At 65.8% G+C, this 26,697-nt stretch carries 24 protein-coding genes; 16 read left to right on the forward strand and 8 right to left on the reverse strand.

Annotated features, from left to right (window positions below; translation table 11 throughout):
- Positions 1–62 precede the first annotated feature (62 nt).
- On the reverse strand, positions 63–623 hold the full coding sequence (locus QZ149_RS07145) for a histidine kinase (protein ID WP_291450647.1): 561 nt from the start codon (positions 621–623) through the stop codon (positions 63–65).
- A complete protein-coding gene (locus QZ149_RS07150; RefSeq protein ID WP_291450648.1) occupies positions 616–1,062 on the reverse strand; it encodes a histidine kinase in 447 nt (148 codons plus the stop codon). The genes QZ149_RS07145 and QZ149_RS07150 overlap by 8 nt, the downstream gene beginning before the upstream one ends.
- Before the next feature lie 60 nt (positions 1,063–1,122).
- On the opposite strand from QZ149_RS07150, the gene miaA reads away from it, so the two are divergent.
- Both miaA and dapF read left to right on the forward strand, forming a co-directional pair.
- On the forward strand, positions 1,123–2,112 hold the full coding sequence (gene miaA, locus QZ149_RS07155; protein WP_291450649.1) for a tRNA (adenosine(37)-N6)-dimethylallyltransferase MiaA: 990 nt from the start codon (positions 1,123–1,125) through the stop codon (positions 2,110–2,112).
- 47 nt (positions 2,113–2,159) lie between these two features.
- On the forward strand, positions 2,160–3,083 hold the full coding sequence (dapF, locus tag QZ149_RS07160; RefSeq protein ID WP_291450650.1) for a diaminopimelate epimerase: 924 nt from the start codon (positions 2,160–2,162) through the stop codon (positions 3,081–3,083).
- A gap of 62 nt (positions 3,084–3,145) precedes the next feature.
- Here dapF and QZ149_RS07165 read toward each other — a convergent pair whose 3' ends face one another.
- Entirely contained in the window at positions 3,146–3,760 is a 615-nt protein-coding gene (locus tag QZ149_RS07165; protein ID WP_291450651.1) for a methyltransferase, read from the reverse strand.
- An 86-nt stretch (positions 3,761–3,846) separates the two neighbouring features.
- On the opposite strand from QZ149_RS07165, the gene hflX reads away from it, so the two are divergent.
- The 3 genes from hflX to QZ149_RS07180 all read left to right on the forward strand — a co-directional run bounded on the left by hflX (position 3,847) and on the right by QZ149_RS07180 (position 8,407).
- Positions 3,847–5,379 carry a GTPase HflX gene (gene hflX / locus QZ149_RS07170; protein WP_291450653.1) on the forward strand — a complete coding sequence of 511 codons (1,533 nt, stop codon included), beginning with the start codon at positions 3,847–3,849 and terminating at the stop codon, positions 5,377–5,379.
- Positions 5,376–7,316, forward strand: a complete 1,941-nt coding sequence (locus tag QZ149_RS07175) for an ATP-dependent DNA helicase (RefSeq protein WP_291450654.1) — start codon at positions 5,376–5,378, stop codon at positions 7,314–7,316. The genes hflX and QZ149_RS07175 overlap by 4 nt, the downstream gene beginning before the upstream one ends.
- 101 nt (positions 7,317–7,417) lie before the next feature.
- Entirely contained in the window at positions 7,418–8,407 is a 990-nt protein-coding gene (locus QZ149_RS07180; RefSeq protein ID WP_291450655.1) for an L-lactate dehydrogenase, read from the forward strand.
- Between the two features lie 71 nt (positions 8,408–8,478).
- On the opposite strand, the gene lexA is transcribed toward QZ149_RS07180, so the two are convergent.
- Positions 8,479–9,159 carry a transcriptional repressor LexA gene (gene lexA, locus QZ149_RS07185; RefSeq protein ID WP_291450656.1) on the reverse strand — a complete coding sequence of 227 codons (681 nt, stop codon included), beginning with the start codon at positions 9,157–9,159 and terminating at the stop codon, positions 8,479–8,481.
- A 181-nt stretch (positions 9,160–9,340) separates the two neighbouring features.
- Here lexA and QZ149_RS07190 point away from each other — a divergent pair, with 181 nt between their 5' ends.
- Positions 9,341–9,805: a LysM peptidoglycan-binding domain-containing protein gene (locus QZ149_RS07190; protein WP_291450657.1), complete on the forward strand. Its 465-nt coding sequence runs from the start codon at positions 9,341–9,343 to the stop codon at positions 9,803–9,805.
- A 55-nt stretch (positions 9,806–9,860) separates the two neighbouring features.
- Positions 9,861–10,418: a transcriptional regulator NrdR gene (gene nrdR / locus QZ149_RS07195; protein ID WP_291450658.1), complete on the forward strand. Its 558-nt coding sequence runs from the start codon at positions 9,861–9,863 to the stop codon at positions 10,416–10,418.
- Positions 10,419–10,471: 53 nt separating this feature from the next.
- On the opposite strand, the gene QZ149_RS07200 is transcribed toward nrdR, so the two are convergent.
- The 3 genes from QZ149_RS07200 to QZ149_RS07210 all read right to left on the reverse strand — a co-directional run bounded on the left by QZ149_RS07200 (position 10,472) and on the right by QZ149_RS07210 (position 15,985).
- Complete coding sequence (locus QZ149_RS07200; protein WP_291450661.1) at positions 10,472–12,358, reverse strand: AMP-binding protein; 1,887 nt, start codon at positions 12,356–12,358, stop codon at positions 10,472–10,474.
- Between the two features lie 87 nt (positions 12,359–12,445).
- Positions 12,446–13,651, reverse strand: a complete 1,206-nt coding sequence (gene serA / locus QZ149_RS07205; protein WP_009648691.1) for a phosphoglycerate dehydrogenase — start codon at positions 13,649–13,651, stop codon at positions 12,446–12,448.
- Positions 13,652–13,711: 60 nt separating this feature from the next.
- Positions 13,712–15,985, reverse strand: coding sequence for an AAA family ATPase (locus tag QZ149_RS07210; RefSeq protein WP_291450663.1), 2,274 nt, complete (start codon positions 15,983–15,985; stop codon positions 13,712–13,714).
- Positions 15,986–16,166: 181 nt separating this feature from the next.
- Between QZ149_RS07210 and QZ149_RS07215 the strand changes: the two genes are divergently transcribed.
- Positions 16,167–17,243 carry a PAC2 family protein gene (locus tag QZ149_RS07215; protein WP_291450664.1) on the forward strand — a complete coding sequence of 359 codons (1,077 nt, stop codon included), beginning with the start codon at positions 16,167–16,169 and terminating at the stop codon, positions 17,241–17,243.
- A 98-nt stretch (positions 17,244–17,341) separates the two neighbouring features.
- Here QZ149_RS07215 and QZ149_RS07220 read toward each other — a convergent pair whose 3' ends face one another.
- A complete protein-coding gene (locus tag QZ149_RS07220; RefSeq protein WP_291450665.1) occupies positions 17,342–18,163 on the reverse strand; it encodes a fused MFS/spermidine synthase in 822 nt (273 codons plus the stop codon).
- 48 nt (positions 18,164–18,211) lie between these two features.
- On the opposite strand from QZ149_RS07220, the gene dinB reads away from it, so the two are divergent.
- From dinB to mraY, 8 genes are all read left to right on the forward strand, one after another.
- Complete coding sequence (dinB, locus tag QZ149_RS07225; RefSeq protein ID WP_291450667.1) at positions 18,212–19,549, forward strand: DNA polymerase IV; 1,338 nt, start codon at positions 18,212–18,214, stop codon at positions 19,547–19,549.
- 67 nt (positions 19,550–19,616) lie between these two features.
- Positions 19,617–20,036: a DUF3040 domain-containing protein gene (locus QZ149_RS07230; RefSeq protein ID WP_291450668.1), complete on the forward strand. Its 420-nt coding sequence runs from the start codon at positions 19,617–19,619 to the stop codon at positions 20,034–20,036.
- A gap of 436 nt (positions 20,037–20,472) precedes the next feature.
- Complete coding sequence (gene mraZ / locus QZ149_RS07235; protein ID WP_034505352.1) at positions 20,473–20,904, forward strand: division/cell wall cluster transcriptional repressor MraZ; 432 nt, start codon at positions 20,473–20,475, stop codon at positions 20,902–20,904.
- A 114-nt stretch (positions 20,905–21,018) separates the two neighbouring features.
- On the forward strand, positions 21,019–22,044 hold the full coding sequence (gene rsmH, locus QZ149_RS07240) for a 16S rRNA (cytosine(1402)-N(4))-methyltransferase RsmH (protein WP_291450670.1): 1,026 nt from the start codon (positions 21,019–21,021) through the stop codon (positions 22,042–22,044).
- A complete protein-coding gene (locus QZ149_RS07245) occupies positions 22,041–22,433 on the forward strand; it encodes a hypothetical protein (RefSeq protein ID WP_291450671.1) in 393 nt (130 codons plus the stop codon). The genes rsmH and QZ149_RS07245 overlap by 4 nt, the downstream gene beginning before the upstream one ends.
- Positions 22,434–22,450: 17 nt before the next feature.
- Positions 22,451–24,184, forward strand: coding sequence for a penicillin-binding protein 2 (locus QZ149_RS07250; RefSeq protein WP_291450672.1), 1,734 nt, complete (start codon positions 22,451–22,453; stop codon positions 24,182–24,184).
- A gap of 18 nt (positions 24,185–24,202) precedes the next feature.
- Positions 24,203–25,600, forward strand: coding sequence for a UDP-N-acetylmuramoyl-tripeptide--D-alanyl-D-alanine ligase (gene murF / locus QZ149_RS07255; protein WP_291450675.1), 1,398 nt, complete (start codon positions 24,203–24,205; stop codon positions 25,598–25,600).
- On the forward strand, positions 25,597–26,682 hold the full coding sequence (gene mraY / locus QZ149_RS07260; RefSeq protein WP_291450676.1) for a phospho-N-acetylmuramoyl-pentapeptide-transferase: 1,086 nt from the start codon (positions 25,597–25,599) through the stop codon (positions 26,680–26,682). Before murF ends, mraY begins: the two co-directional genes overlap by 4 nt.
- The last annotated feature ends 15 nt before the right edge of the window (positions 26,683–26,697 follow it).

Raw genomic sequence — 26,697 nt, forward strand, 5'->3', positions numbered from 1 at the left:
GAGAGTGCCCAGCTCGTGTAAGGAACGGGGCAGTGGTGGAGGGCTCAGCCAGCGGCAACAGGCTACTGCTCGGAATCCTCAGATTCGTCGAAGAGGGTGGGCAGCTCCTCGGCGGCCTGCAGGCCGATAATCAGGCCGCGGCGCGCCATCGCGTGAATCTGGCGATCTGACAGGCCTTCGCCCACGAAGAATCGGGAGGCGGCCACCAGGACCCAGTTCTCGCCATCCTCGACGGGGAAGACGGTGGGCTGGAGGTGCCCGACGTTCCAGCGGTTCGCGATCTCCTGCAGGGAGACCTCCGTGTGGCCCTCGCCCGGGGGCACGATCCGCGTTTCGACCTGTAGCCAGGGGGCGTCGGCGGGTTCACGGTGAATCTGGAGGGGCACGTCGTTGAGCTGGGTGGCGACGATGAACTCGTTGGAGCCGTGTGGCAGTCCGTCGCCGTCGAGGACCTTGGAGATGCGCTCGATGGTGACCGTGGAAACCTCGGTGCCCCACTTGGCGGCGTACTCATCGGGTTCCATCGCAGACTTGGTGGACGCAGCGGCCTCAGGGGCGCTCTGCTCGGGGGTGAGGGTAGTTTCCCCGTCCTCGCCGAAGGTGAAGCTCTTCCACTCAGGCATTGTCGGCCTCCTTAGCCCACTGGTCGGTAAACAAGATGTCGAGCTGGTTCATCATGGAGATGGCAGCCATGATGAACTGGTGGACCTCCGCCTTGACCTGGGCGTCGGACGCGCCGACAACCCAGTTGAAGGTGTGCTGCATCTGGATGGCGATAGCGCCGGAGTCCGTGGTGGTGGAGGTGACCTTGGGCAGGTAGGTGGAGGCGTTGAGTCGGCGGACCGCGGAGGCGATCACATCGGCGTGGGCGGGGTCAAAGAAACGCGGGTAGTCGGCGACGCCCTGCGCGGGGCGGCCCTCGGGTGCCGCGATGCGCACGGTGCGGTTAGGCAGAATCGCCGCGACCTGTCCCGTGGAGGACACGAAGGGGATAAGTCCCACGGCCTCGACGGCTTCAATGATCCGGTCGAGGGTGACCGGGGGAGTATCTGTTGTGCTCATGGTGCTAAGCCTAGCCGTACTTGGGCGGTATCGGGGGGAGGCACCCGTACACTGGTGGGCATGGAATCTTCTGTGACGTGTGCGTCGAACCTCGTCTGCGCGGTGGTGGGGCCCACGGCCTCGGGCAAGTCGGACCTGGCCCTGGAGTTGGCCTGTCGCCTGCCCGGAGCACTGGGTGCGCCCGGGTCGGGCGAAATTGTTTCCGCTGATGCGCTGCAGCTCTACCGGGGTATGGACGTGGGCACGGCGAAGACGCCGGTCGAGGAACGTCGAGGGATTGCCCACCACCAGATCGACGTGCTGGAGGTGCGCGACGAGGCCTCGGTGGCCGCCTATCAGAAGCACGCGCGCGCGGACGTGGCCGGTATTCACGCGCGCGGAGGCGTCGCGGTGGTCGCGGGCGGTTCGGGCCTGTATCAGCGCGCCCTCCTGGATGTCATCGAGTTCCCGGGGACGGACCCGCTCCTGCGTGCCCGCCTGGAGGAGGAAGCCGCTGGTCCGTTGGGGTCGCGCGGCATGCACGAGCGTCTGAAGGCTCTAGACCCCGTGTCGGCCGAGCGCATCGACCCGCACAACGCGCGCAGGATCGTGCGTGCCCTGGAGGTCATCGAGCTGACTGGGCGTCCCTATTCGGCGTCCATGCCCCGCCATGAATTCGCGACCCCCGCCCTCATGGTGGCGCTGCGCCGACCGATGGAGGAGCTTGACGAGCGCATCGCGCTGCGCACGCGCGCCATGATGGACGGCGGACTCATCGAGGAAGTACGCGCGCTCATCGATGTCGGCCTGCGCGAAGCGAAGACCGCGTCCCGAGCGACGGGCTACGCGCAGGCGCTCGCGGTGATCGATGGAACTATGAGTGAGGACGAGGCCGTGGAATCCATCGCGCAGGCGACCCGTCAGTTGGCCCGTCGCCAGGTCAAGTGGCTGCGCCCGGACCCGCGCGTACATTGGCTGGACGTGGAGGAGTTCGCCTCGGACGAGGCCGTGGCCGCCCACGTGGTCGAGCTGGCACAGCGCGAGGCGGAGATGTTGCTGCGACGCTCGTAACGCGGTCGGCGGCTGCGAGGCCAGGGCGTGGGCGCTACCGTGGAAGCATGATGAACTCGCAGCTGCCCTCCCACGCCCGTGTCGTGAAGGCTCACGGTGCCGGTAATTCTTTCGTCGTCGCCACGGACCGCTACGACGACTATGACCCCAGCGAGGCCGAGGTCGCGACTCTGTGTTCCCCCGCGTTCGGGATTGGTGCGGACGGCTTCATCCGGGCCGTCGAGCGTGACGGCGTGTGGTTCATGGACTACCGCAACGCGGACGGATCGAAGGCGGAAATGTGCGGTAACGGCGTGCGCGTCTTCGTCGATCACCTGCGCCGCGAGGGCCTCGTGGACCTGCCCGTGGGTGCCACGTTGGACGTGGCGACGCGCGGCGGCATCAAGCGCGTGACTCCCGAGGCCGAGGATGAGGGCGCGGGCGCGCGCTACCGCGTCGACATGGGTCCCGCCGCCTCACCTGCGCGCGAGACCATCGAGGTGAATATCCCCGGTATTGAGGGGCCCCTGGGCGGCATCTGGGTGGATATGCCCAACCCGCACACGGTCGTTGAACTCGCGGACCAGGACACCCTCCGCGAGGTATTCCTACCCACCGTCGATGTGTCCCTGATTCCGCCCGCCGCGCGCCCCTCGTATGATCCCGCGCCCCACTCCGGCACGAACCTGGAGCTGGTCGTAGACCTGAGCGTGCCGGGACAAGCCACCGGACATATCGCGATGCGCGTCCTCGAACGCTGCGTGGGGGAGACCCAGGCATGCGGTACCGGATGCTGCGCGGCCGCCCTGGCCACCGCTCTGCGACGCGGCCCCGGTGCCCCCACCCAGTGGGTCGTCGATATCCCCGGCGGCACGGTGAGCGTGGGCCTCGACGGCGTCATCGATTGGACGGGGGAGAACCCCCGCATCACTGACGTCTCCGTGTTTCTGACGGGTCCGGCCACGCGCGTCGCCGACATCCGACTGTCCTAACCCGGGCGGGAGAACACACTCCCCGGGGCGAGGCCACGCCCTCGTCACGGGGAATGAAACCCTCAGGCGGGCCGAACCTCGATGATGCGGTAGCCCTTCTTCGACGCGAACTTCGAGGTCTCAAAGCCCTGGCCATTCAGCCACGTGATGAGAGAATCCGCGCCCAGGTTGCGCTGGACGACCAGATAGGCGACGCCGCTGGGGGCAAGCCTGCCCAGCCACGACGCCAACATTTCGTGCATCGCTTCCTTGCCGATGCGCACGGGCGGGTTCGACCAGATGACATCAAAGCGCGTGTCGGACTCGACCGAGGTGGCCAGCGCCTTGTCGGCCTTGAGCACGCGCACGCCCGAAGCACCATGCGCCTGGGCGTTACGAGCCGTCAGATCCAGAGCACGCGAGTTAACGTCGACCGCCCACACCACGGCTCCCGGTGCCTCCAACGACATAACCGTCGCGATCGGACCCCAGCCGCAGCCCAGATCCAGGAAGGTTCCGTCCTCGGGCAGATTGGGCGCAACCGACAGCAGCTGACGGGTCCCCAGATCCAGCTTATAACCCGAAAAGACGCGCGAGGACACGCGCATCGACAGATCAAAGCCGCGCGCGCTCACATCGATGACGTGAGTCTCGTCGGCACTCGCGGGGGCAGAGTCGGTGAAGTACTGTTCGTCCACGGAAGAAAGCCTATCGCGCCCGCGCGCGCAGGCGCAGATGAGGGTCCGCCGTGCGACACTGGAAGCCCCCCACGTGAAGGACGGACATGGACACGACCCCCACCGAATCGACCGCTTCTGTGCAGGAACGCGACCAGCGCGTCAACGATGTCGTCGCGCGCATCCTCGCGCGCTCGGGAACAGCGCTCGCCTCCACCGAAGGCCAGGATAACTCGGGGGACGCTGGAGCACTCGAGCGCGAGGCCCGAGCAGGCACGCGCCGCGTCGACACGGGTGCCTCCGACCGCGAGGACATTTCCGAGGTCGAATACCGCCAGGTGCGACTCGAAAAGGTCGTCCTCGTGGGACTGCGCACCACCCAGAGCGAAGAAGAGGCCGAAAACTCGCTGCGCGAGCTGGCCGCGCTCGCGGAAACCGCCGGTTCGCGTGTCCTGGACGGCATCATCCAGCGCCGCATGAAGCCCGACCCGGCGACCTACCTGGGGTCGGGCAAGGCACGCGAGCTAGCTGACATCGTGCGCAGCGTCGAGGCCGACACCGTCATCGTCGACGAGGAGCTGGCTCCCTCCCAGCGCCGCGGGTTGGAAGATGTTGTCGACGCTAAGGTCGTTGATCGCACCGCCCTCATCCTCGATATTTTTGCTCAGCACGCCAAGTCTCGTGAGGGCAAGGCGCAGGTGGAGCTGGCCCAGCTTGAGTACCTGCTGCCGCGTCTGCGCGGCTGGGGCGAGTCCATGTCCCGTCAGGCCGGTGGCCGCGTCGCGGGCGGCGCGGGTATCGGCTCTCGCGGCCCCGGTGAGACCAAGATCGAGCTGGACCGTCGCCGCATCCGCACTCGCATGGCGAAGCTGCGCGCGGACATCGCGCGCATGGAACCCGCCCGCCGCACGCAGCGCAATTCGCGCCGCCGCGGGGCAGTGCCCTCGGTGGCCATCGCCGGGTACACGAACGCCGGCAAGTCGACGCTGCTGAACCGTCTGACGGACGCGGGCGTCCTCGTCCAGGACGCGCTCTTCGCGACCCTCGACCCGACCGTGCGCCGGGCTCGCGCCGCCGACGGGCGCGAGTATACGCTCACCGACACGGTCGGCTTCGTGCGCAACCTGCCCACCCAGCTGGTCGAGGCCTTCCGCTCGACCCTGGAGGAGGTCGGCCAGGCGGATGTGATCCTGCACGTCGTGGACGCCGCCCACCCCGACCCGGTCTCCCAGGTGCAGGCCGTGCGCGCGGTCATCGACACGATCGAGGGGGCCTCGGACATCCCCGAGTTGATTGCCCTGAACAAGGCGGACCTGGCCTCGCCCGAGCAGATTGCCCTGCTGCGCACGGTGTTCCCCGGCGCGGTGCCGCTCAGCGCCCATACGGGTTGGGGCGTGGACGCGCTGCGCGCCGCCTTGGAGGACATGCTGCCGCGGCCCCGTGTAGCCATCGATGCGATCCTGCCGTATTCGGCGGGTTCGCTCGTCCACCGCATCCACGAGGAGGGCGAGGTCGACCGCGAGGAGTACGTGGAGACAGGAACCCGGATCGTGGCCCGCGTCGACGAGGCCCTGGCCGCGCTCATCGCTCGTGAGACGGTGGGTGGAACCGTGGGCGACCCGGCGGGGAGCGGGCAATGAACGAGGGCCTGGTCGAGGCATCGTGCCGTGTCCTCGACACGGTTGTCGCTGGCATGGGCGGAACCGCGCGCGAGGGACAGGCCTCGATGGTCGCTGAGGGTGCCGCCGCGCTCGAGGACCGCGAGCACCTGCTGGTCCAGGCGGGCACCGGCACGGGTAAGTCGCTGGGCTACCTCGTGCCCCTGCTGACGCACTGCGCGACCAATGGAGTGCGCGGGGTTGTTTCGACGGCGACGCTGGCCCTCCAGCGTCAGATCCTGGTCAAGGACGCGCCGGTCGCCGTCGACGCGGTCGCCTCGGCAACGGGCGTGCGCCTGAAGGTTGCGGTGCTCAAGGGATGGTCGAACTACGCGTGCCTGCACAAGCTGGACGGCGGGTATCCCACCGAGGGAACCCTGTTCGATGACCGAGACATGAGCGTCGGCCCGACGGGTGAGCTCGGCAAGGAGATCCTGCGTATCCGTGAGTGGGTCGGTGACACCACGACGGGGGACCGTGACGACCTGGTGCCCGGCGTCTCGGATCGTGCCTGGCATCACGCGTCGGTCGCCAAGCCTGAGTGCCTGGGTAAACACTGCCCACTCATCGACGAATGCTTCGCCCAGGCAGCCCGATTGGAAGCATCTGAAGCCGACGTTGTCGTGACGAATCACTCCCTTTTTGGCATCAACGCATGCGGCGAGGGCGAGTTCTTTGGCGAGTACGACGCCGTCGTCGTCGACGAGGCCCACGAGCTGGCCGACCGCGTCCGCTCCCAGGCCGCGGCCGACCTGACGGTGGCACGCGTGAGCCGCGTGGCTCGCTCCCTGCGCTCAAACCTGTCCATCGACTCCACCGACCTGGACGAGGCCGGGGCCGGGCTGGGCGCGGCGATGGCACCTTTGCAGGAGGGCTTGCTGGAGTACAGGCCGGGGGCGCTGGTCGACGCGATGCTCATCCTCGACGACGCCGCGCGCCGCGCCAGCCACGAGGTGTCCGAGACGCAGGGAGAACCCGCCGCCAAGCTCCTGGCACGCGCGGCCGTCGACGAGCTGATCGGCGCGCTCGACGCGTGGGGGCGCGACCCCGATCAGTCGATCACCTACATCACGAAGGACGAGTCCGACAACGCTCGGCTGACGGTGGGACCCCTCGACGTGTCCGCAGCAATCGGCGGCGTTGGCATCGGCGAGCGGGGTGCGATCCTCACCTCGGCGACGCTGGCCCTCGGTGGCAACTTCGATGTCATGGCTGCCGCCACCGGTATGGCGGTTTCCGGCGTGCCCTGGCACGGCATTGACGTAGGTTCTCCCTTCGACCACGCCCGTCAGGGCATCCAATACGTGGCAACCCACCTGCCCCTACCTGGGCGCGACGGTCCTTCCGAGCAACTGCTCGACGAACTCGTTGACCTCGCCCAGGCCTCGGGCGGAGGGATGCTGGCTCTCTTCGCCTCGCGGCGTGGGGCGAACGCCGGAGCTCAGGCGCTGCGCGAACGAACCGATCTGACGGTCTACTTGCAGGGTGAAGAAACCCTTGCCCAGCTGATCCAGCATTTCCGCGACGAACGTGACTCGTGCCTGGTGGGGACCATGTCCCTGTGGCAGGGCGTCGATGTTGCCGGGGACGCGTGCCGCCTCGTCGTTATCGACAAGATCCCCTTCCCGCGCCCCGACGATCCGGTCTCGCGCGCCCGATCAATGGACGTGGAGCGCCGCGGCGGCAACGGTTTCATGTCCGTGTCCCTCACCCACGCCGCCCTCATGATGGCCCAGGGAGCAGGGCGTCTCCTGCGCTCGACGACCGACCGCGGCGTCGTCGCGATCCTCGACCCTCGGGTGGTGACAAAACGCTACGGATCCTTCATCATGCGCTCGCTTCCGCAGATGTGGCCGACCACGGACCCGCGTGTCGTTCGCGGCGCGCTTCGGCGTCTGAGCAAAGCAGAAGGTCAGTAGGTGGAGAGTGGTTTTCAACACGTGAAAAGTCGTGTAAATTAACCATTAGGCGTCCCGTGACCTGTAGCAAGGGAAACGCCTGCTCACACTAGGAGAGACACGTGGAAAACAAAGCGCAGACCCTGTACCCCTCAAAGTCCTCTGGACGTCCTTCGAAGATTGCCATCATCGGTGCCGGTGCCGTTGGTACGGCCGTCGCTTACGCGTGTGCGATGCGCGGTGACGCTCGTTCGATCGTCCTTCAAGACATTAATAAGCCTAAGGTCGAGGCCGAGGCCCTCGACATGGCTCACGGCATTCAGTTCACCCCCGCCGGATCCATTGAGGGTTCCGATGACGTCGAAATCGTTCGCGGTGCTGACCTCATCATCGTGACGGCCGGCGCGAAGCAGCAGCCCGGGCAGTCCCGCCTAGAGCTGGCTGGCTCGACCGTCAACCTCATGAAGAAGATCGTTCCGAACCTGCAGAACGTGGCACCCGATGCCCGTTTCATGTTCGTCACCAACCCGGTGGATGTCGTCACCTACGTGGCCCTGAAGCTGACCGGCCTGCCCCGCAACCAGGTCTTCGGTTCGGGCACGGTGCTCGACACCTCTCGTCTGCGCTACCTGGTTTCGCGCGAGACCGGCGTGGCAACCCAGAATATCCACGCGTACGTTGCCGGCGAGCACGGTGATTCCGAGGTCGCCCTGTGGTCCAGCGCCGAGATCGGCAACGTTCCGCTCTCCCAGTGGGGTCCGACCCTGTCCGGCGCGGTCTTCGACTCCGCTCTGCGCAACTCCATCGCTCAGGAAGTCGTCCAGAGCGCCTACAAGATCATCGAGGGCAAGGGCGCGACTAACTACGCGATCGGCCTGTCCGCCGCGAACATCGCCGGCGCGGTCCTGCGCGACGAGCAGCGCGTCCTGACCATCTCGACGCTGCTTGAGGACTGGGAAGGCATTTCGGACGTCGTCATGGCGGCCCCGACCATCGTGGGCCGCGACGGTGCCGGACGTGTCCTGAACCCGCCGCTGACCCTCAACGAGCGTGACGGCCTGACCGCCTCGGCGGAGCGTCTGCGCCAGGTGGCCCGCGACCTGGGCTTCTGATCCTGTTCCTGTCATAACGACGTCAATGGTGCCGACCCCGCGGGGTCGGCACCATTACTATGAGCGGCGAATCAGAGGGATCGGATGACGGTGACGACCTTGCCGAGGATGGTGGCCTCGTCGCCGGGGATGGGGGAGTAGTCCTTGTTGTGGGGCAACAGCCACACGTGTCCATCCGTGATCGACAGCTCTTTCACGGTGGCCTCGCCGTCGATCATGGCTGCCACGAACTCGCCGTTGCTGGCGTCGTTTTGGGCGCGGATGACGACGTAGTCTCCGTCGAAGATACCCGCGTCGATCATGGATTGGCCGGAGACCTCGAGCATGAAGAGGTCGCCGTGACCCGTCATGGAGGTGGGCAGGCGGAAAACCTCTTCGATGTGCTGCTCGGCGGTGATGGGAGAACCCGCGGCAATACGGCCGACGAGCGGGATGGCGCTGCCCTCCTCCTCCACGTGGGACATCGGAATTTCGATGGGCACGATAGGGGACGAGGCCGGACCAGGCAGGGCGACGCCGAGCGCGCGCCGCGCCTTGTCTGTCAGGTCGAGGGCGCGCGGCAGCCCGGGTTCGCGCGCGAGGTAGCCCGAGGATTCGAGAGCATCAAGGTGGTGTTTGACAGTCGAGGGTGAAGCCAGCCCGACAGCGGATGCGATCTCTCGCACAGAGGGCGGGAAGCCGCTGGAGGTCAGCTTGTCGTTGATAACGCGCAGGATCGCGCGGTGTCGCTCACTGATCGCTCGCTCGCTCATGGTCCCTCCTTCGTGGGTGTGGACGCACATGTGCATGGGTGGCCGTCCACTGGATACATCAATTTTAAGCCGACAACGCGCAGAAACATATGTTCGAGTGGATCTCGACATTCACGGCAGCGCATGCTATCGTACAGGTGTTCGTCGAACATATGTTCGATACCATTGTTTGGAGGTTGTCATGAGTGTTTCGTACTCTCCCACGCCTGCTGTCTCCTTCCCCGTGCGTCGCACGCCGATACGCCCGGCGCAGGATACACCCCTGGCGACGGTTCGTGACATTGCGTCTGCCCCGTCCGTCCGACGGCGCATCGAGGCACAGCGGGCGGACGATCCCGCTTTCCTGCGACCTCCTGCGCCTCCTCGTCGACGTGAGAAGCCTTCGCGCCGGGGCATGGTTGCAGGCGCTTTCGCTACCCTCGCGCTTTCCGTAGGTGCGGGCACCCTGGGACTGGCCCTCCAGCCCGATACCTATGACGGTCCGACCGTCATGAAGGCTGCCGTCAGTGGGGACTCCGTTTGGTCGATGGCTCAAAACGTTCGCAGTGAGCGTCCGCTCGAAGAGATTGTCGCGGATATCGAACGCCTTAACGACATCAGTGGTGCCATCCATCCCGGGCAGCGTGTCGTCGTGCCGGTTCGATAGGGGTGAGCGTGGGACTCCTGGGACATGGGAGGGGGTGAGCGTGTACCGTTGAGGGGTGCACTGCCCTTTCTGTCATAACCCTGACTCGCGCGTCGTCGATACGCGCATCGCCGATGACGGTGCCTCGATCCGGCGCCGTCGCGAGTGCACGCACTGCAAGAAGCGTTTCACAACTCTGGAGACATCGTCGTTCCAGGTCGTGAAGCGTTCCGGTGTGGTCGAATCCTTCTCGCGCAACAAGGTCGTGTCCGGCGTGAAAAAGGCATGCCAGGGCAGGCCTGTCTCCGACGATCAGCTCGCGATCCTCGCCCAGCAGGTGGAGGAGCAGCTGCGCTCCACCGGTGTCTCCAACGTCTCCACGAACGAGGTTGGCAAGGCTATCCTGCCGTTCTTGCGTGACCTCGATGTCATCGCTTACCTGCGCTTTGCTTCCGTGTACCGGGCCTTCGACACCCTCGAGGACTTCGAGGAGGCCATTCAAGCGCTGCGTGAACGCTCGCAGGCGGGCGAGACTGCATCTCCTGAGCAGACGCCGGTGGCCTCGAAGAAGACGCGCAAGCCTCGTGCTAGCCGCAAGCGCACTTCGGGGCAGGCGCTGCTCGGAGACGAGTAGCGCCCGCGCCCCACGCCCTGCTGGCGTCTCATCAGTGCTGCGATGAACGAGGCCTACTTCTCATCCTGATTGGTGCGGTCGCTCGTTGTCGTGGTCAGGCGGCGCATGGCTTCGCTCGACGCTTCGGCCACCGATTCGCGTGCCCCGGCCATGGCCTCGGACATGGATTCACGGACGACGGCGACCTTTTCGGACATCGTGTCGCGCGCTCCGGCCATGGCTTCAGACATGGCCTCGCGTGCCCCGGCGACGGCCTCGGTCGCGGCTGCCTGCGCGCCCATGATCTGCTCGCGTACCTTCTTGCGCATGACCTTGCCCAGCTGCGAGCGCGGCAGCTCGCTCATGACGACGATCTGGCGGGGCAGCGCGTAGTGGGCGAGAGATTTTTCAGCCCACTTGCGCAGCTCAGCGAGCGTTACCGAGGCACCGGCCTCGAGAACGATGGCGGCGACAACGTCTTCACCTCTCTCTCCAGCGGGCACGCCGACGGCGGCGACGTCAGCCACGCCCGGCATGGAGCGCACGGCATCCTCCACCTGGGAGGGGTAGACGTTGAAACCGGAGGAATTGATCATCTCCTTGCGGCGGTCCGCCATGTAGATGAAACCGTCGCGCACCTGGACTAGGTCGCCCGTGCGCAGCCAGCCGTCGGAGGTGAAGACTTCGGCGGTTTCGTCGTCCTGGTTCCAGTAGCCGGAAAAGACCTGAGGGCCCGATGCAATGAGCTCGCCGACGTCGCCGTCGGCAACGTCGCGGGTGGGATTCTCGGGATCGACGATACGCACGCGTGTGGAGGGGAAAGGCAGACCGAGCGCCCCGCGTGCGCGCGAGGAAGCCAAGGGTGAGCCGAGGAGGACCGGAGAGGCCTCGGTCATGCCATAGCCCTCGATCATGAGACCGCCGGTCGCTTCCTCCCATTTCTGGGCTAGCGGTGCCGACAGAGGCATCGCGCCGGACAGGGAGAAATGGATGGAAGATAGGTCGGCGTCCGTGCCTTCGGCTGCTGCCAGAAGGCGTTCGTACATGGGGGGAACGCCCAGGAAGAACGTGCAGGGGAGGCGGCGCTGGGCGGCGAGCACGAGCGTCGTGTCGAACTTCGGGAACATGGCGATGGTCGCGCCCAGGCGCAGGCCAGCCAGGAAGCTCGCCGTGAAACCGAAGGCGTGGAAGAGGGGGAGGATGCAGTAGAAGACCTCGGCACCCTCGTGGAGGACGGATACCCACGCAATGCACTGTTCCACGTTGTCTTGTAGATTCGCGTGCGTGAGCGCGGCCGCCTTCGGTATGCCCGTCGTGCCGCCGGTGTGGATGAGGAGGGCGATGTCCTCCACGGAGGAGGCGCAGGGGCCCTCCCACGGCCTCGCGGCGCGCATTGCGCGCGTCCACGAGCGTGCCCACGCCGGGCGCGGGCTGCCGAGTTGATCGCGCTTCTCGCGCGCCGCCTTCAACGGCAGCTTGAGCGCCAGGCGTGAGGCCGCGGGTAGTGCGCTGGCCAGGTCCACGGAGAAGGTGGTGTGGCCTCGTCCGAGGAAGGTGAGCTTCTCCAGGGTCTTGGACCAGGCGATGGTGACGCGGGCACCGTGGCGCTTGTATTCGTTCTGGAGTTCGCCCGAGGGAGCTAGGGGGTTGTGTTCGACGACGATGGCCCCCAGTAGCATCGTGCCGAGGACGGCGACCGCATGCTGAGGACAATTCGGCATGACGAGGGCGACACGGTCGCCGGGGCGTACGCCCGCCTGATGCAGCGCGCCCGCGCATCGACGCATGTCCTGGGCCAGCTCGGAGTAGCTGAGCTGACGGGCGAAAAAGTCGATGGCTGCGCGAGTGGGGTAGCGGGAGGCGACCTCCAGGACCATGTTTGGGATCGGTTGATCCGGAGTTGCGATTTCGTAGGCGACCCCGGGCGCGTAGAACGCTCGCAGCCGTGACGTCAGATCCATCTGTGCTCCTTCGGTGATGCTGCCCCTACGATACCGTAAGTTAGGGCCGCATTTGACCAGCTGGCAACGCGACGAACGTGACAGTCTTTACAGCGGAGTCGCAATCAGTCGGATGGTCTCGGGCAGGTGGCTCAGCTCTTCGAGGGCCTCGCGTCCCAGACCCGCTGAGATGTCGGTGAGCACGTAGCCGACCTCGTCCATGGTGGCCAGAATCTGCGCGTCGACGTTGGCCTCGGAGGAGGCGAAGATCTGGTTGACGCGCGCCATGACGCCGGGCACATTGCGGTGGATGAGGCGCACGCGGTAGCGTGAGCGCTTGCCGATGTTCATCGTCAGGTTCGGCAGGTTGACACTCATGTCGGTCGAGCCGCTGGCTTGGTACTCGCCGATCTTCGCGGCGACGAATCGGCCGATGTCGTACTGCGCTTCCTCAGTGGATCCGCCGATGTGGGGGGTGAGGATGACGTTGTCGAGGGTGGCCAAGGGGGATGTGAAGGGGTCGCCGTTGGCGCGTGGCTCCTCCGGGAACACGTCAATGGCTGCACCACCGAGGTGGCCGGAGACGAGTGCGGCGTGCAGGGCGTCCACGTCGACGACGTGTCCGCGCGAGAGGTTGATGAACAGGGCACCGGGTTTCATGAGCTCGAATTCGGTGCGACCGATCAGGTTGGTGTTGGACTCTTGGCCGTCCACGTGTACGGAGATGATGTCGGCTTCGCGCAGCACGGCCTCCATGGTGGGCATCTGTGTGGCGTTGCCCAGGGCGAGGCGCTCGGCGGCGTCGTAGAAGATGACGTTGAGGCCCATGGCCTCGGCGAGGACGGAGAGCTGCGTGCCGATGTTGCCGTAGCCGATGATGCCGAGGGTGTGCCCGCGCACCTCGTGAGCACCGTCGGCGCTCTTGTCCCACACGCCGCGGTGCAGGCGCGAGTTCTTGACGGTCACGCGGCGCGACAGGTCGATGATCTCGCCGATGGCTAGCTCGACGACGGAGCGCGTGTTGGAGTAGGGGGCGTTGAACACGGCGATGCCCATCTCGGTGGCCGTGGCCAGGTCGATCTGGTTGGTGCCGATGCAGAAGGCACCGATGGCCTTCAGGTTCGGGCGTGCGCGCAGCACGCGCTCGGTGACCTCGGTCTTGGAGCGCAGGCCCAGGTAGTCCACGCCGTCGAGCGCGTCAATCAGGTCGTCCTCGGACAGGGCACCCGTCACGCGGGTGACCTCAATGCCAAACTTCGCGAAGATGTCGTCGGCGATTGAGTGAGGATTTTCCAAGAGTAATGCTCGTGTCATGACTCCATCATGGCAGATGAAAGCGCAGTTAGTACGCCGTTGTCACTGTGTGGTCACTGATTACCACTCTTCCATGCCGGCGGGCAGCGGGCTGGCGTGGACGACGTGGACGTCGTGGGTGGCGCGCGTGAGGGCGACAAACAGGTCGCCGATGCCGTCGCTCATGATCTCACCGGGTTCCACGAGGACGACGGAGTCAAACTCGAGCCCCTTTGACGCATTGGCGGACAGCAGGGCGACGCGCTCGGACAGGGCGGTCTCCCCGTCCACGTCGGCCCCCCACGCGCGGGCGCGCTGCGCGCCGACGATGATGGCGACGCGTCCGCGGGAAGCACCCGCCTCACGGTCAAGGCGTTCCTCGGCGATCCGCTGGGCCTGGCGCGCGGCCTCCCACAGGGGATCGGTGCTTCGGGACGAGGCCGTGGCATCCTCGGGTGCCTCCACGTGGGTGACGCGGTAGCAACCCTCGACGTCGCGCACGGCGGTCATAGGGTAGAGGACGGGTGCCCCCGCACGTGCCACGACGCCCTCAGCGAGGGTCGTGAGCGTCGCGGGGGTACGGTACGACACGGTGAGCGCATACTCGGCGGCGAAGGCTCGGGCCGCGGAACCCAGAGCCTTCTCCCACGAGCCGGGACGCTTTGAGCCGCGGCGCTGATCGAGGTCGCCGACGACCGTGAAGGAGCGAGACGGGCAGCGGCGCAGCAACGCACGCCACGCCATGGGGGAGAGCTCCTGCGCCTCGTCGACCACAATGTGGCCGTACGCCCACGCACGGTCCTTGGCCGCACGCTCGGCCAGGGGAGTCCACGTTTCCTGGACGGCCGTATGCTCGGCGAGCATCTGCGCGGTGACGATGCCGCCACCGAGGTTTTGCCCCTCAATCGCGGCGCGCGCACGCTCGATCTCGGCCGCGTCCGCCTTCTGCGTGGGTGCCGACGTGGTCGGCATGGGCCCCAGGAGTTCCTCGCACTCGTCCAGGATCGGAACATCTGAGATCGTCCAAGGTGCTGAGCGCGGGCGTACGAGGAGGGCCAGCTCGTCGGGCCGCAGAGGGGACTTCGCACGCCGATTCGCGGACGCCAGCACCTCCGGGCGGGCATACAGGCGACGCAGCAGCGTCTGCGCGCTGGTCGGCATCCACGCCGTGTTGATTGCACGGCGGCAATCCACCGAGTCACGGATCTCGATGAGCCACGAGCGCTTGACATCGGGATCGACGTGGCCTTCCGAGTCCGCGTCCCCGGCCTCGCGCGCCAGACGCAGCGCCAGCACGTCCATGAGTTCGCGTGCGAAGAACTCGCGCGCCACGTTGTGCGGGCGCCCCGAACGCTTGGCGCGCCGACGCGCCCCTTCGACGTCCGCTTGCGTCAGCGTCACCGTCCGGTTCCACACGCGCAGCTCCTGATCCTCCTTGGGGAGCTTCGCGAGCTGACGCACCGCCTCCTTAATGATCGCCGCCCACGCCGGCAGTCCCTTAATCCGAGCCACGGCCTCGTCCTCAGACGCACGCGCGTGCACGCCCGGCACGAGGTCTCCCATCGTCACCGATACGACGCCGGTTTCACCCAGGGACGGAAGAACCTGCTCAATGTAGCGCAGGAACAGACGCGAAGGCCCCACCAGGAGGACACCCGAGCGTTCCAGGCGCTCGCGGTGCGCATACAGCAGGTAGGCGATGCGGTGCAGTGCGACCGCAGTCTTGCCGGTGCCTGGACCGCCCTGGACGACCAGGAGGCCTTTGTCGGAGGCGCGGATGATGCGGTCCTGCTCAGACTGGATGGTGGCGACGATGTCGCCCATGCGGCCGTCGCGCGCCTCGCTCAGGGCATGCATGAGAGCGCCCTCGCCCTGCAGTTCCAGGCCCTCGGCACCCGAGGCGTCGAGGAGTTCGTCCTCCAGGGCAGTCACGCGCCGGTTTCGGGTCGAAATGTGGCGCCGACGCACGACGCCGTCTGGTTCGGCCGACGTCGCTTGATAGAAAGGGCGCGCGGCTGGGGCGCGCCAGTCCACGAGCAGGGGAGTGCCGTCCTCACGCGACAGCGATAGGCGACCCACGTGGCGCGTCGAGGCGTCCACCATGTCGAGTCGGCCGAACACGAGACGCTCCTCCACGCCCTCGAGGCGTGCCGCCATCTCACCCAGATGCGCGGACAGGGCCTCGCGCTCCGTCCAGGCTTGCGCGTTGCCGACCCCGTGCGTCGAATGGACGCGGCCCTGGCGGTCCCGATAGGAAGCGCGCAGAGCGTCCAGGCGCTCGTAGGCGGCGTCGACGAAGTCCTGTTCGGGCAACGGAAGATCCGCGTGTGAGTGCTGGCGTGCGCCCGTAGTCATGGGTCCTCCTCGATTTTGGTGGCCTTCTATTGTCGCTCACTTTTCGTCGTTATGCTGTGAGCAGCCGATATTCGAATCGCTGCCCTACGCCCCCAGCTCAAAACGCGTCCCCGCATGACGCGAGGGGGGCCACGCGGGTACGTTAGACACGAGGCGTTAGATCGAGCATGAGGAGGATGACGTGAGCATCACCGCGACCGACCTTTACAAGGACGGGCCCGCCGCAGGCGCGAAGGCCAAGATTCTCCTCATCCATTTCGATGGGGCGATTGACGCAGGTGCCGCCGGACGCCTGGCGATTGGGCAGATGCTGCGCTCCCTGCACAATGAACGCGTTGCGACCTTCGACGCCGACGCGCTCATGGACTATCGGTCCCACCGGCCGATCGTAACCGTCAATGACTGGGTGTCGTCCCCGGACATGGTGATGCCCGAAACCGTCCTCGACCTGGTGGAGGACGACATGGGTAACCCGATCCTGGTCCTGCACGGTGCCGAGCCGGACTCACACTGGGAGTCCTTCACGAACGCTATCAACGGCATTTGCGAGCGCGCGGGCGTCGAGATCACTTTCTCGCTGCACGGCGTGCCCTCCGGCGTCCCCCACACGCGGCCGACCCCCGTCCATGTCCAGGCGACTGATGCCTCCCTGCTGCCTGCGGGCGGAACCAAGATCGCGAACCACATGCAGTTCCCCGCGCCCCTGTCCACCTTCGTGCAGATCCGTCTGGGTCAACGAGGCATTGGTGGACTCGCGCTGCTCGGTGCCGTCCCGTACTACATGTCGGACACCGGCTATCCGGCGGCCTCTTCGGCGCTGCTCACCTCGTTCGCGAAGTTCGCGGACCTGTCCCTGCCCGTTGGCGACCTCGAACAGGGCGCTGCGCAGGACCAGGAGAATATCGAGAAGCTCGTCGAATCCAACCCCGAGATTTCCCACACCGTCTCTAACCTCGAGGAACACTTCGATGCGTGGAGCGGCGGGGACGGCGCGATCCCGCTGGCCGGCATGGCTAAGCCTGCCGCAGCCCGGGATGAGGATAAGTCCACCAAGGATATCGGCGACGTCATCGAGGCCTATCTGGCGCAGGTCTCCCGCGCTAAGGCCGAAGAGCTGGAATCCTTTCAGCGCGCGTCCCGCGTCGATGACTCGGGGACCCCTTCCAAGCCTGACACCCTCGAAGATGTGCTCGCCCGCGTCGAAGCTCGCCGCAAGGGCAAAGGCCCCGGCCCCGCCACGCCGCGTCATCGCGCCTGAGCGTCAGGGCAATCGCAGGCGGTACCCCTGGGCATCCTCGTGTCGTGCTCACGGTTCCACGTGCCCGGGATGCCGATCGGCGAACGGGGTAGGCCTCGTCAGTGAGCCGGGGGATAGCCGATCTGCTTGTCCGTGAGTGCGGGGCACCCCGCCACCCAACGCTCCAGCTCGCGAGGCCTCGTGATGCGCGCGGGCAAGGCCAGCATGCGCAGAGCCCGGTCGATGTCATCCACGTTCACGACTCCCTCATTGCACGCCACGGCAACCACATTGCCGCGCCGACCGCTGCGGCCCACCTTCGGGTCCTGAATCGAGGCGACGAAGGGAAAGACCTCCTGCAGCGCCGCCACGTCCTGGCGGGCGTTAGCCGCGCCCCCGTGCGCGCAATTCACCAGGTACACGCCCCTGCCCGTCAACGCGCGACGAACAAGCCGAGCGCACTCGAGCGTACGCAGGTGAGCAGGCGTCACACCCGAGGCAAACGCATCGCGCACGATCACATCAACAGAACCCTCGCGCGTCGCCTCCACAACCGAGCGGCCATCACCCACGCGGATCTTCACCTGCGGGGCCTTCGGGATCGGGAAATGCTCGCGCACCTGCTCGGCCAAAAGCCGATCCACCTCCACGGCCACGTGTCGGGAGGACGGGTACGAGGCCGACCACGCGCACGCCAGAGCACACGCCGCGCCACCCACATGCAGCGCACGGAAACGATCCTGCGCACCCCACACCGCGCGCACAACCGCGCTCATGTGCTGCATGTACTCAAACTCCAGGTAGGTCGGATCCGACGTATCCACCGCCGAAGACTCAACCCCGTCCAAAAACAGCGTCGCGCGCGGACCATCCCAACGGATACGCGCCGCCCCGGTATCCGTCTCGAAGGAGATGTCGCGTGACGAAGATAAGCGTGCCATGGTGGACACTGTAACCACGGGATTACGCTCGCTGCTTCAGGAGGTGACATGTCAAACGCTCCCAGGGACGCGCGCGCCAAACGCGACTGGGGATCCGACGACTCCGCCACCCCGATCCTCCACGTCGACATGGACTCTTTCTTCGCACAGGTCGAGATGCGCGAAGACCCCTCCCTGATCGGACGCCCCATCGTCGTCGGCGGCACCTCCGGCCGCGGCGTCGTCACATCCGCCACCTACGAAGCCCGCGCCCTCGGCGTACGCGCCGGCATGCCCACCTCACGCGCCCGCGCCCTGTGCCCCACAGCCGCGTTCATCCCCGGCAACCACGCCCTCTACCGGCACTACTCCCACCAGGTCATGGGGATCCTCGCGACAATCACGCCCGCCCTCGAACAAGTCTCCATCGACGAAGCATTCCTCGACGTAGCCGGTTCACGCCGTCGTCTCGGCTCACCCACCCACATCGCCCGCCTCATCCGCACCCGCATCCGCGAGGCCGTCGGCCTACCCGCATCCGTGGGCATCGCCGCCACCAAATCCGTCGCCAAAATCGCCTCCTCGCACGCCAAACCAGACGGCCTCCTCCTCATCCCTAAGGACGCGGCAGTCGAGTTCCTGCACGGCCTCCCCGTCGGTGCCCTCTGGGGAGTCGGCGGAAGGATCGGTGCCATCCTCGACCGAGAAGGCATCGACACCATTGGCGACCTCGCACACACGCCCATCACCCGCCTCACCAAGCTCCTCGGCGTTGCATCAGCCCACCACCTCCACGACCTATCCTGGGGCATCGACCCACGCGCCGTATCAACCTCTCGCCCCGAAAAATCCATCGGCATGGAACGCACCTTCGAAGACGACGTGCGCTCGCGGACGCAGATCGAGCACTTCATCCTGGCTGCCTCCCATGACTGCGCGCGCAGGCTGCGCTCCGGCGGGGTCGTGGGATGGACCGTCGGCATCAAGATGCGTGGCGCTGACTTTCATACGATCACGCGCAGCATCAGCCTGATCGCACCCACCGACACCGGCCGCGATATCGCCCGCGCTGCGCAGTCTCTGTTTGCTCGGGAGGATATGCCCATCGGGGGAGTGCGCCTGTTCGGCGTGCGCGTCGAGGGATTGCAGTCCCGCTCCGGCGGCGTCGCCGTGACCCTGGACCGAGACGAAAAACCAGCGGCCTCCGAGCGTGCGATGGATCAGATTCGCTCCAAGTTCGGTGCCAGTGCCCTGGCACCCGCGACCCTTCTGGGCACTCAGGTTCCTGCTCGCCGTTCGTTCGGCGGTGACGCTGCACAGGATGGTCAGGGTTCTCGCAGTGCCGAGGCATCGGCCCGACAGGGCGGTGACGCGCGGGGCAGTGGCGAGCAGGGGACGCTCCTGTGAGCCGGTTCGTCGCAGGCACCGGGTGCACGCTAAGCTTGAAACAGTAATCGTCCGAAAGGGGCAGGCAATGGCTCTCACCGAGTATGAGAAGAAGATCCTCGAGCAGATGGAAGCGTCTCTGCGCGAGGAAGATCCCGCGTTGGCCTCGCAGATGTCTTCCCCGACCCTCGACGAAGATGACAACGAGTCCGCCCGAGGACCGAGGACCCCTCGTCGCATTGCTCTCGGTTTCGCTGGGGCCGTCCTGGGCATGGTCGTCCTGGTCGTCGCAGTCTCGCTGGGCTACTCGATCATCTCGATCCTCTTGGGCGTCGCGGGCTTCGCCCTCACCGTCGCCGGGATTTTGTACGCGCTGTCTCGCCCGGGGTCGGAGTCCTCTGACCGCTCCCGTGTCCCCAAGCAAAAGAAGACCAACGAGAGCGGCGGCTGGGATTCGTTCATCCAGGATCAGGAGCGTCGCTGGGACGACCGTAAGAACGACGACTGAGTCGACCGACACGGCAAGAAAGAGCGGGGGAGCGCGGCGCGCACCCCCGCTTCGCGCTGCGTGGGGAGCAGGCCCCACCGCGCTCCCCACTGCGCTCCCCGGGGCCGCTCCATCCCGCTCCCCACTGCGCTCCCCGGGGCAGCTCCACTTTCCTCCCCGAGATAGCTCAGTTCCCTGTCGTTAAACCTCGGCCTCGTCCCCGAGAGCTGAATAATCGCCACAAGATCAGTTTTGGGGTTTGTTAGGACTGTGTCGCTCCGGTCACGCGCGTCATGATATGTGTCATATATTTCCCCACTTTTCTCCACGACTTCTTTTCGTTGCAAACTCGCCAAAAAGACGTACAGTATTGCGCACCACGCCGCAGCTTTCTCCGTAAATATGGTGAGAAGTGGGTTAAAGTGGGGGAAAGTTCCGAACAGGGGAAGGCGGTGACATGTTCCTTGGCACGTATGAACCCAAGCTCGACGACAAAGGGCGCATGTTTCTGCCCGCGCGATTTCGCGAAGACATGCAGGGCGGGATTGTCCTCACTCGCGGACAAGAGCACTGCATCTATGCATTCCCCGCCGCGGAATTCGAGAGTATGACCGAGGAGCTGCGTCGCGCCCCCCTGACCTCCAAGCAGGCCCGCGACTGGATCCGCGTGATGCTCTCGGGAGCCTATAAGGAAGTTCCTGACAAACAGGGACGCATTAGCGTCCCGGCAGATCTGCGTGCGTACGCCGGTCTGGATCGCGAACTCGCCGTCATCGGCGCGGGATCGCGAGCAGAAATATGGAATGCCTCGGCCTGGCGCGAGTATCTCGCGGTCCAGGAGGAGGTGTTCTCCAATACAGCAGAAGAAATTATCCCCGGGATGTTCTGACCCGTACTCCGAGGTCTCCGCCCGCTGTTCCGACATCACTTCCCCGATGGCGGAGCACGGTGGGGGACCTGGGTGGACGGATCAAACACGAGTGAGCGTGGAAGGAGGCGCGACATGACTGATGCACCTGAGACGGTGCGCGATTCGTCGCGCCACTCTGATCTCGGCCGCCCCGCCGCCGAGCGTCACGTCCCGGTCCTTCTCGCCGAGTGCCTCGACATGCTCGCCCCCGCGATTGAGGGACCCGGTGCGGTCCTGGTCGACGCCACCCTGGGCATGGGCGGGCACACGGAGGGCGCGCTCGAAAGATTCCCCGAACTGACCGTCATCGGCATCGACCGGGACCCGCAGGCTATTGACCTGGCCTCGGCCCGCCTCGAGCGCTTCGGGGATCGCTTCCGCGCGGTGCACGCGACCTACGACTGCATTGACGAGGCCGTGGGGCGCCAGTGCGGCGTGGGGGCGCGGGTGGATGGTGTCCTCATGGATCTGGGCGTCTCGTCCCTGCAGCTGGACGAGGCCGAGCGAGGTTTCGCCTATTCCAAGGATGCGCCGCTTGACATGCGGATGGACGCCACGAGCGGACCCAGCGCAGCGGACCTGCTGGCCACGGCCTCGGAAGGTGAACTGATCCGTATCTTGCGCACCTACGGCGAGGAGAAGTTCGCACCGCGCATCGCGCGACTGATCATCCGACGTCGGGACGAAGCGCCGATCACACGCACCGGAGAACTCGTCGACACTATTCGTGAGGCTATTCCCGCGCCGGCCAGGCGCACGGGCGGTAACCCCGCCAAGCGCACGTTCCAGGCGCTGCGCGTGGCCGTGAACGACGAGCTTACGATCTTGGAGCGGGCGCTGCCCAAAGCCCTGGCGAGCTTGCGAGTGGGAGGACGGCTGGTCGTCGAGTCCTACCAGAGCTTGGAAGATCGAATAGTCAAGGATGTGCTGCGGCGCGGATCCAGCAGCGCCGCCCCTCCCGGGCTGCCGATAATTCCCGACGACATGGCTCCCAGCCTGCGGCTTCTCACCAAGGGCGCAGGCAGGGCCGACCGAGCTGAACAAGACCACAACCCACGATCTGCTTCCGTGCGACTGCGCGGAGCTCAACTCATCCGCGACTGGAAGGATCTCTCATGAGTGCAGCAACCGCCAAAGCCCGCCCCGCGGCACGTCCGGAGTTGCGCCGTGAGAAGGTCCGCGAGTTTCACGTCGTCGAGGGGACTCGCCCGCGTCGATCAGTCATGGCCATCCTCATGCTGCTGGTGACCGTCGCGCTGGCCTCCGTGCTGGCGTCGATGGTCCTGAACACGCGTATGGCTCAGACATCCTTCGCGATTCGCGAGCAGCAGCTTCAGCTCAACGAGCTGGAGGCTCAGGCCTGGACGATGCGTGCCGAGCTGGACCGTAAAGCCTCGCCGACGGAACTCGAGAAGGCAGCGAAGGCGAACGGCATGGTGCCTGCGGGCGCCTCGGGCTTCATCACGCTTGAGACGGGAACCGTTGAAGGCGGGACCCCCGCGAAGTAAGACAGACACCAGTGCCTATGGATAGCGTTATATCGCGCTCGCGCTGGATCCTCGTGATCCTGATCGGCGCGATGTGTCTATGCGGCGTGCGTTTAGTGCAGCTCCAGATTATTGAAGGGCCGGTGTTGGCCGCCCAGGGGCAGCGCGTGCGCACGTCGTCGACCGCTGTTGCCGCAGCGCGCGGGTCGATCACGGACGCGACGGGCGTCGTGCTTGCGAACTCGATCCAGACCTACGACATTGCGGTGAACCAGGTGAACATTCGCTCCTACGTTCACTACGATGACGACGGTAACGAGGTCGGTCGTGGCCCGGCCGAGGCCGCCCACCAGCTCGCCCCTCTCCTGGGCGTGGATGAGGCGGAACTGGGCGGCATGATGCTGGGGGAGTCAACCTACGAGTACATCAAGCGCAACGTTGACGCGGTGACCTACCGAGAGATCCGCAAGCTCGACATTTACGGTATCGAGTGGGAGTCGGTCTTTGAGCGTGAGTATCCGAATGGGAACGTCGCGGCCCCCGTTATTGGTACGGTGAATGCCGAGGGGCAGGGGTCGTCGGGTATGGAAGCTCAGTTTGACCAGCTGCTGACGGGTACGCCGGGCGCGCAGGCCTTCGAGATCGCTCCCAATGGCGCGGTCATGCCGGGCGGCAAGCGCACCACGGTCGAGCCGAAGAACGGCGGATCGGTGGAGCTGACGATCCACGCTGATCTACAGCATCAGGTCCAGGACCTGTTGGACGCGCGTGTCGCGAAGCACCAGGCGGACTGGGGAACGGTCGTTATCGAGGACGTCGCGACAGGCCACATTCTGGTAATAGCTGACTCGAACTCGAAGGAGCCGGACAATGCCAACCCGCAGAAGGTGCATGCCGTACAGGACACCTTTGAGCCGGGTTCGGTGGGAAAGCTCATTACTGTGGGTGCTGCCCTGAACCAGGGGACGATTACGCCGACCAGCGTGTTCCAGGTTCCCTACTCGCTGAATATGCCGGACGCGGGCGGCCCGATCACAGACTTCCATGAGCATCGTGGTGAGACGCTGACGGCGACGGGCGTGCTGGCCGAGTCGTCGAACACGGGTACCGTGCTGATTGGTCAGACGATGACGGATGATCAGCGCTATTCGATGATGCGTGCCTTCGGCTTTGGCCAGGAGACGGGTATCGAGCTGCCCGGTGAGTCGGCTGGCCTGCTGCGTAGCTCCGACGACTGGCAGGGCCGTGATCGTTACGTGACGATGTTCGGTCAGGCGTACGCGATTACGGCGGTTCAGGAGGCGTCGGCGCTCGCGACGATCGCGAACGGTGGCGTACGTATTACGCCGCACATCGTGAAGTCGTGGACGAACGCGGATGGCACGGTCGAGGTTCCTGAGGGGACCCAGCCGGTGCAGGTCCTGGAGGCGACGACTGCCTCGCAGCTGCTGACCATGATGGAGTCCGTCGTCGAAGATGACTTGGGTACCGCAGCCGCCTCGAAGGTTCCGGGGTATCGTGTCGCCGTGAAGACGGGTACCGCGGAGACCATTATCGACGGTTTGTCAGGCCTTGTGTCGACGACGGCCGGCATCGTCCCGGTTGATGCTCCGCGTCTGGCCATTGCCGTGGTCCTCTATAATCCGAGGGTGGCGTCGGTGTCGTCTGATTCGTCGGCGCCTCTGTTCGGTGACATAGCACGTTCTGCCGTTGGTAACTTGGGTATTCCGGCCTCGTCTGGGTCGGCTACCCTGTATCCGACGACTCCGTGAACCTGAAGGAGAAGAAGCATGCGGACATCAGCGCAGTGGATTGCTGAGGCGGTTTCTGGTCGCCTCGTGGGAAACGACGTGGGCGTCACCGGAAGCGTGGTGACCGATTCCCGTGAGGCGCAGGCGGGGTCGCTGTACGTCGCGCGCCGTGGTGAGAGCGCCGACGGGCATGCCTTCGTGGCCGGTGCCGTGGGGCGCGGAGCGGTCGCCGTCATCGTCGAGCACGAGGTTGACGAGGCCGTGGCACAGATCGTCGTCGAGGATTCGACCGAGGCGCTGGGAGCCCTTGCTCGCGCGCACGTCGAGGCGCTGCGATCCACTGGGGCGCTGGACGTCATCGCGATGACGGGGTCCGTGGGCAAGACGACCACGAAAGACTTGCTCTTCCAGATCATGAGCGCTGACGGGCCGACGGTGGCCCCCAAACTGTCGTTCAACAACGAGGTCGGGCTGCCCCTGACGGTCCTGCAGGCTGACGAGACGACGCGACACTTGGTCCTGGAGATGGGCGCGTCGGGTCCCGGCCATATCACGTACCTGACGGACATCGTTTCCCCGGATGTGGCCATCGAGCTGTGTGTGGGCCACGCCCACGTGGGTGGCTTCGGTGGTTTCGAGGGCGTTGCTGCCGCGAAGGCTGAACTTATCAAGGGCACCCGCCCCGGCGGGCCTGTCATCCTGAATACCGACGATCCGAACGTCGAGGCGATGGCGCCTCTGGCGACTGGCACGATTGTTCGCTTCTCTGCTTCGGGCAACGAGCGCGCGGATGTGCGCGCGTGCGACGTGCACATAGACCGTGCGGATCGTGCGTCCTTCACTCTGGTGACGCCTGAAGGCAGTGCCGAGGTTTCGCTGGCAATTGTTGGCCGTCACCACGTGGCCAATGCGCTGGCGGCCGCCGCGGGTGCCCTTACCCTGGGCGTGGACCTGGAGACCGTCGCCAAGGTGCTCTCGAACGCCCGCGCCCTGAGTCCCCACCGCATGGATGTGCATGAGCTCGCCGTGGATGGCTGCGAGCTCACTCTCATCGACGACTCCTACAACGCGAACCTCGACTCGATGCGCGCGGGGATTGCCGCGCTCGCATCGATTGGCGCTGAGTCCCGGAAGATCGCGGTCCTGGGGGAGATGCTCGAGCTGGGGGAGGACTCTCAGCCTCTGCACGAGCAGGTTGGCACGATGGTTGCCGAGGCGGGCGTAGAGACGCTTATTGGCCTGGGTGCCGACGCGCACTACTATCTGGAGGGAGCCAGCGCGGTGACCAACCGTGTGGTTGCGGAAGATCCTGCCGACGCAGCCCGCCTGGCTCTGGAATTCGCCGCGGACGGTGCCGTCGTCCTGGTGAAGGGTTCTTTTGGTTCACATTCGTGGCAGGTGGCTGACATCCTGCGGGAGAAGGGAATGACCCGGTGATTGGTCTTATCGCTGCGTTCATCATCGCGATGGCGCTGTCTGTGATGGGTACACCGCTGCTCATCCGTTTCCTGGTGCTGCATCACTACGGCCAGTTCATCCGCCAGGATGGGCCGACGCAGCACCTGACGAAGCGTGGAACGCCGACGATGGGCGGCGTTGTGATCATCCTGGCGACCGTGGTCGCCTGGCTGATTGGTGCGCTCGTCGCAGGTGCTGGCCCCTCGTGGTCGGGCATCCTGCTGGCCTTCCTCTTTGTGGGCCTGGGAACCATTGGTCTCCTTGATGACGGCATCAAGATCATGCGTCAGCGCTCGCTGGGTCTGCATCCCTCGGGCAAGATCGTCGGCCAGGTCGCCGTCGCCTCCCTGTTCGCGGGCGGCACTCTGATCCGGCCCAACGAGTTCGGTGAACTCGCGGGCACGCTGGAAATTTCCCTTGCCCGTCCGACGCCGCTGACTCTCGGATTCGCCGGCATGGCCATCGGTGTCATCCTCTACCTCATCTGGACGAACCTCATCGTCACGGCCTGGTCGAACGCCACCAACCTGACGGACGGCCTGGACGGCCTGGCGGCGGGTGTGTCGATCTTCGTCTTCGGTGCCTACACCTTCATCGCCTACTTCCAGCGTATTCAGGCGTGCACGCAGCCGGACGTGAACCGTGCGGCCTGCTATTCAACGCGTGACCCGCTGGACCTGGCGATCTTCTGCGCCGCTCTCATTGGTGCGCTCGCCGGCTTCCTGTGGTGGAACGCATCCCCCGCGCAGATCTTCATGGGCGACACGGGTTCCCTGGCTCTCGGTGGTGCCGTGGCCGGCCTGTCGATCCTCACCCAGACGCAGCTTCTTGCCATCGTCGTCGGTGGTCTGTTCGTGGCAGTCGTTCTGTCCGACGTCATTCAGATCAGTGTCTTCAAGGCGACGGGTAAGCGGGTCTTCCGCATGGCACCCTTGCACCACCACTTCGAGCTTATGGGCTGGAAGGAAGTCACCATCGTCATCCGCTTCTGGCTGATCGCCGCGATCAGCGCTGTCACCGGCGCGGGTATCTTCTATGCCGAGTGGGTGTCTGCTCGATGAGCCGCAGTGCTGCTG

Origin of the sequence: Actinomyces sp. ICM47, assembly GCF_905369875.1 — a bacterium.
Classification (GTDB): domain Bacteria; phylum Actinomycetota; class Actinomycetes; order Actinomycetales; family Actinomycetaceae; genus Pauljensenia.

Coding starts and splice junctions, on each gene's coding strand:
- murF (WP_291450675.1), top strand. CDS start 24,203: ATGCGGACATCAGCGCAGTGGATTGCTGAGGCGGTTTCTGGTCGCCTC.
- QZ149_RS07245 (WP_291450671.1), top strand. CDS start 22,041: ATGAGTGCAGCAACCGCCAAAGCCCGCCCCGCGGCACGTCCGGAGTTG.
- lexA (WP_291450656.1), bottom strand. CDS start 9,159: ATGAGCGAGCGAGCGATCAGTGAGCGACACCGCGCGATCCTGCGCGTT.
- serA (WP_009648691.1), bottom strand. CDS start 13,651: ATGACACGAGCATTACTCTTGGAAAATCCTCACTCAATCGCCGACGAC.
- mraZ (WP_034505352.1), top strand. CDS start 20,473: ATGTTCCTTGGCACGTATGAACCCAAGCTCGACGACAAAGGGCGCATG.
- QZ149_RS07190 (WP_291450657.1), top strand. CDS start 9,341: ATGAGTGTTTCGTACTCTCCCACGCCTGCTGTCTCCTTCCCCGTGCGT.
- hflX (WP_291450653.1), top strand. CDS start 3,847: ATGGACACGACCCCCACCGAATCGACCGCTTCTGTGCAGGAACGCGAC.
- dinB (WP_291450667.1), top strand. CDS start 18,212: ATGTCAAACGCTCCCAGGGACGCGCGCGCCAAACGCGACTGGGGATCC.
- QZ149_RS07150 (WP_291450648.1), bottom strand. CDS start 1,062: ATGAGCACAACAGATACTCCCCCGGTCACCCTCGACCGGATCATTGAA.
- QZ149_RS07175 (WP_291450654.1), top strand. CDS start 5,376: ATGAACGAGGGCCTGGTCGAGGCATCGTGCCGTGTCCTCGACACGGTT.
- QZ149_RS07230 (WP_291450668.1), top strand. CDS start 19,617: ATGGCTCTCACCGAGTATGAGAAGAAGATCCTCGAGCAGATGGAAGCG.
- QZ149_RS07200 (WP_291450661.1), bottom strand. CDS start 12,358: ATGGATCTGACGTCACGGCTGCGAGCGTTCTACGCGCCCGGGGTCGCC.
- QZ149_RS07210 (WP_291450663.1), bottom strand. CDS start 15,985: ATGACTACGGGCGCACGCCAGCACTCACACGCGGATCTTCCGTTGCCC.
- miaA (WP_291450649.1), top strand. CDS start 1,123: ATGGAATCTTCTGTGACGTGTGCGTCGAACCTCGTCTGCGCGGTGGTG.
- QZ149_RS07145 (WP_291450647.1), bottom strand. CDS start 623: ATGCCTGAGTGGAAGAGCTTCACCTTCGGCGAGGACGGGGAAACTACC.
- QZ149_RS07220 (WP_291450665.1), bottom strand. CDS start 18,163: ATGGCACGCTTATCTTCGTCACGCGACATCTCCTTCGAGACGGATACC.
- dapF (WP_291450650.1), top strand. CDS start 2,160: ATGATGAACTCGCAGCTGCCCTCCCACGCCCGTGTCGTGAAGGCTCAC.
- rsmH (WP_291450670.1), top strand. CDS start 21,019: ATGACTGATGCACCTGAGACGGTGCGCGATTCGTCGCGCCACTCTGAT.
- QZ149_RS07250 (WP_291450672.1), top strand. CDS start 22,451: ATGGATAGCGTTATATCGCGCTCGCGCTGGATCCTCGTGATCCTGATC.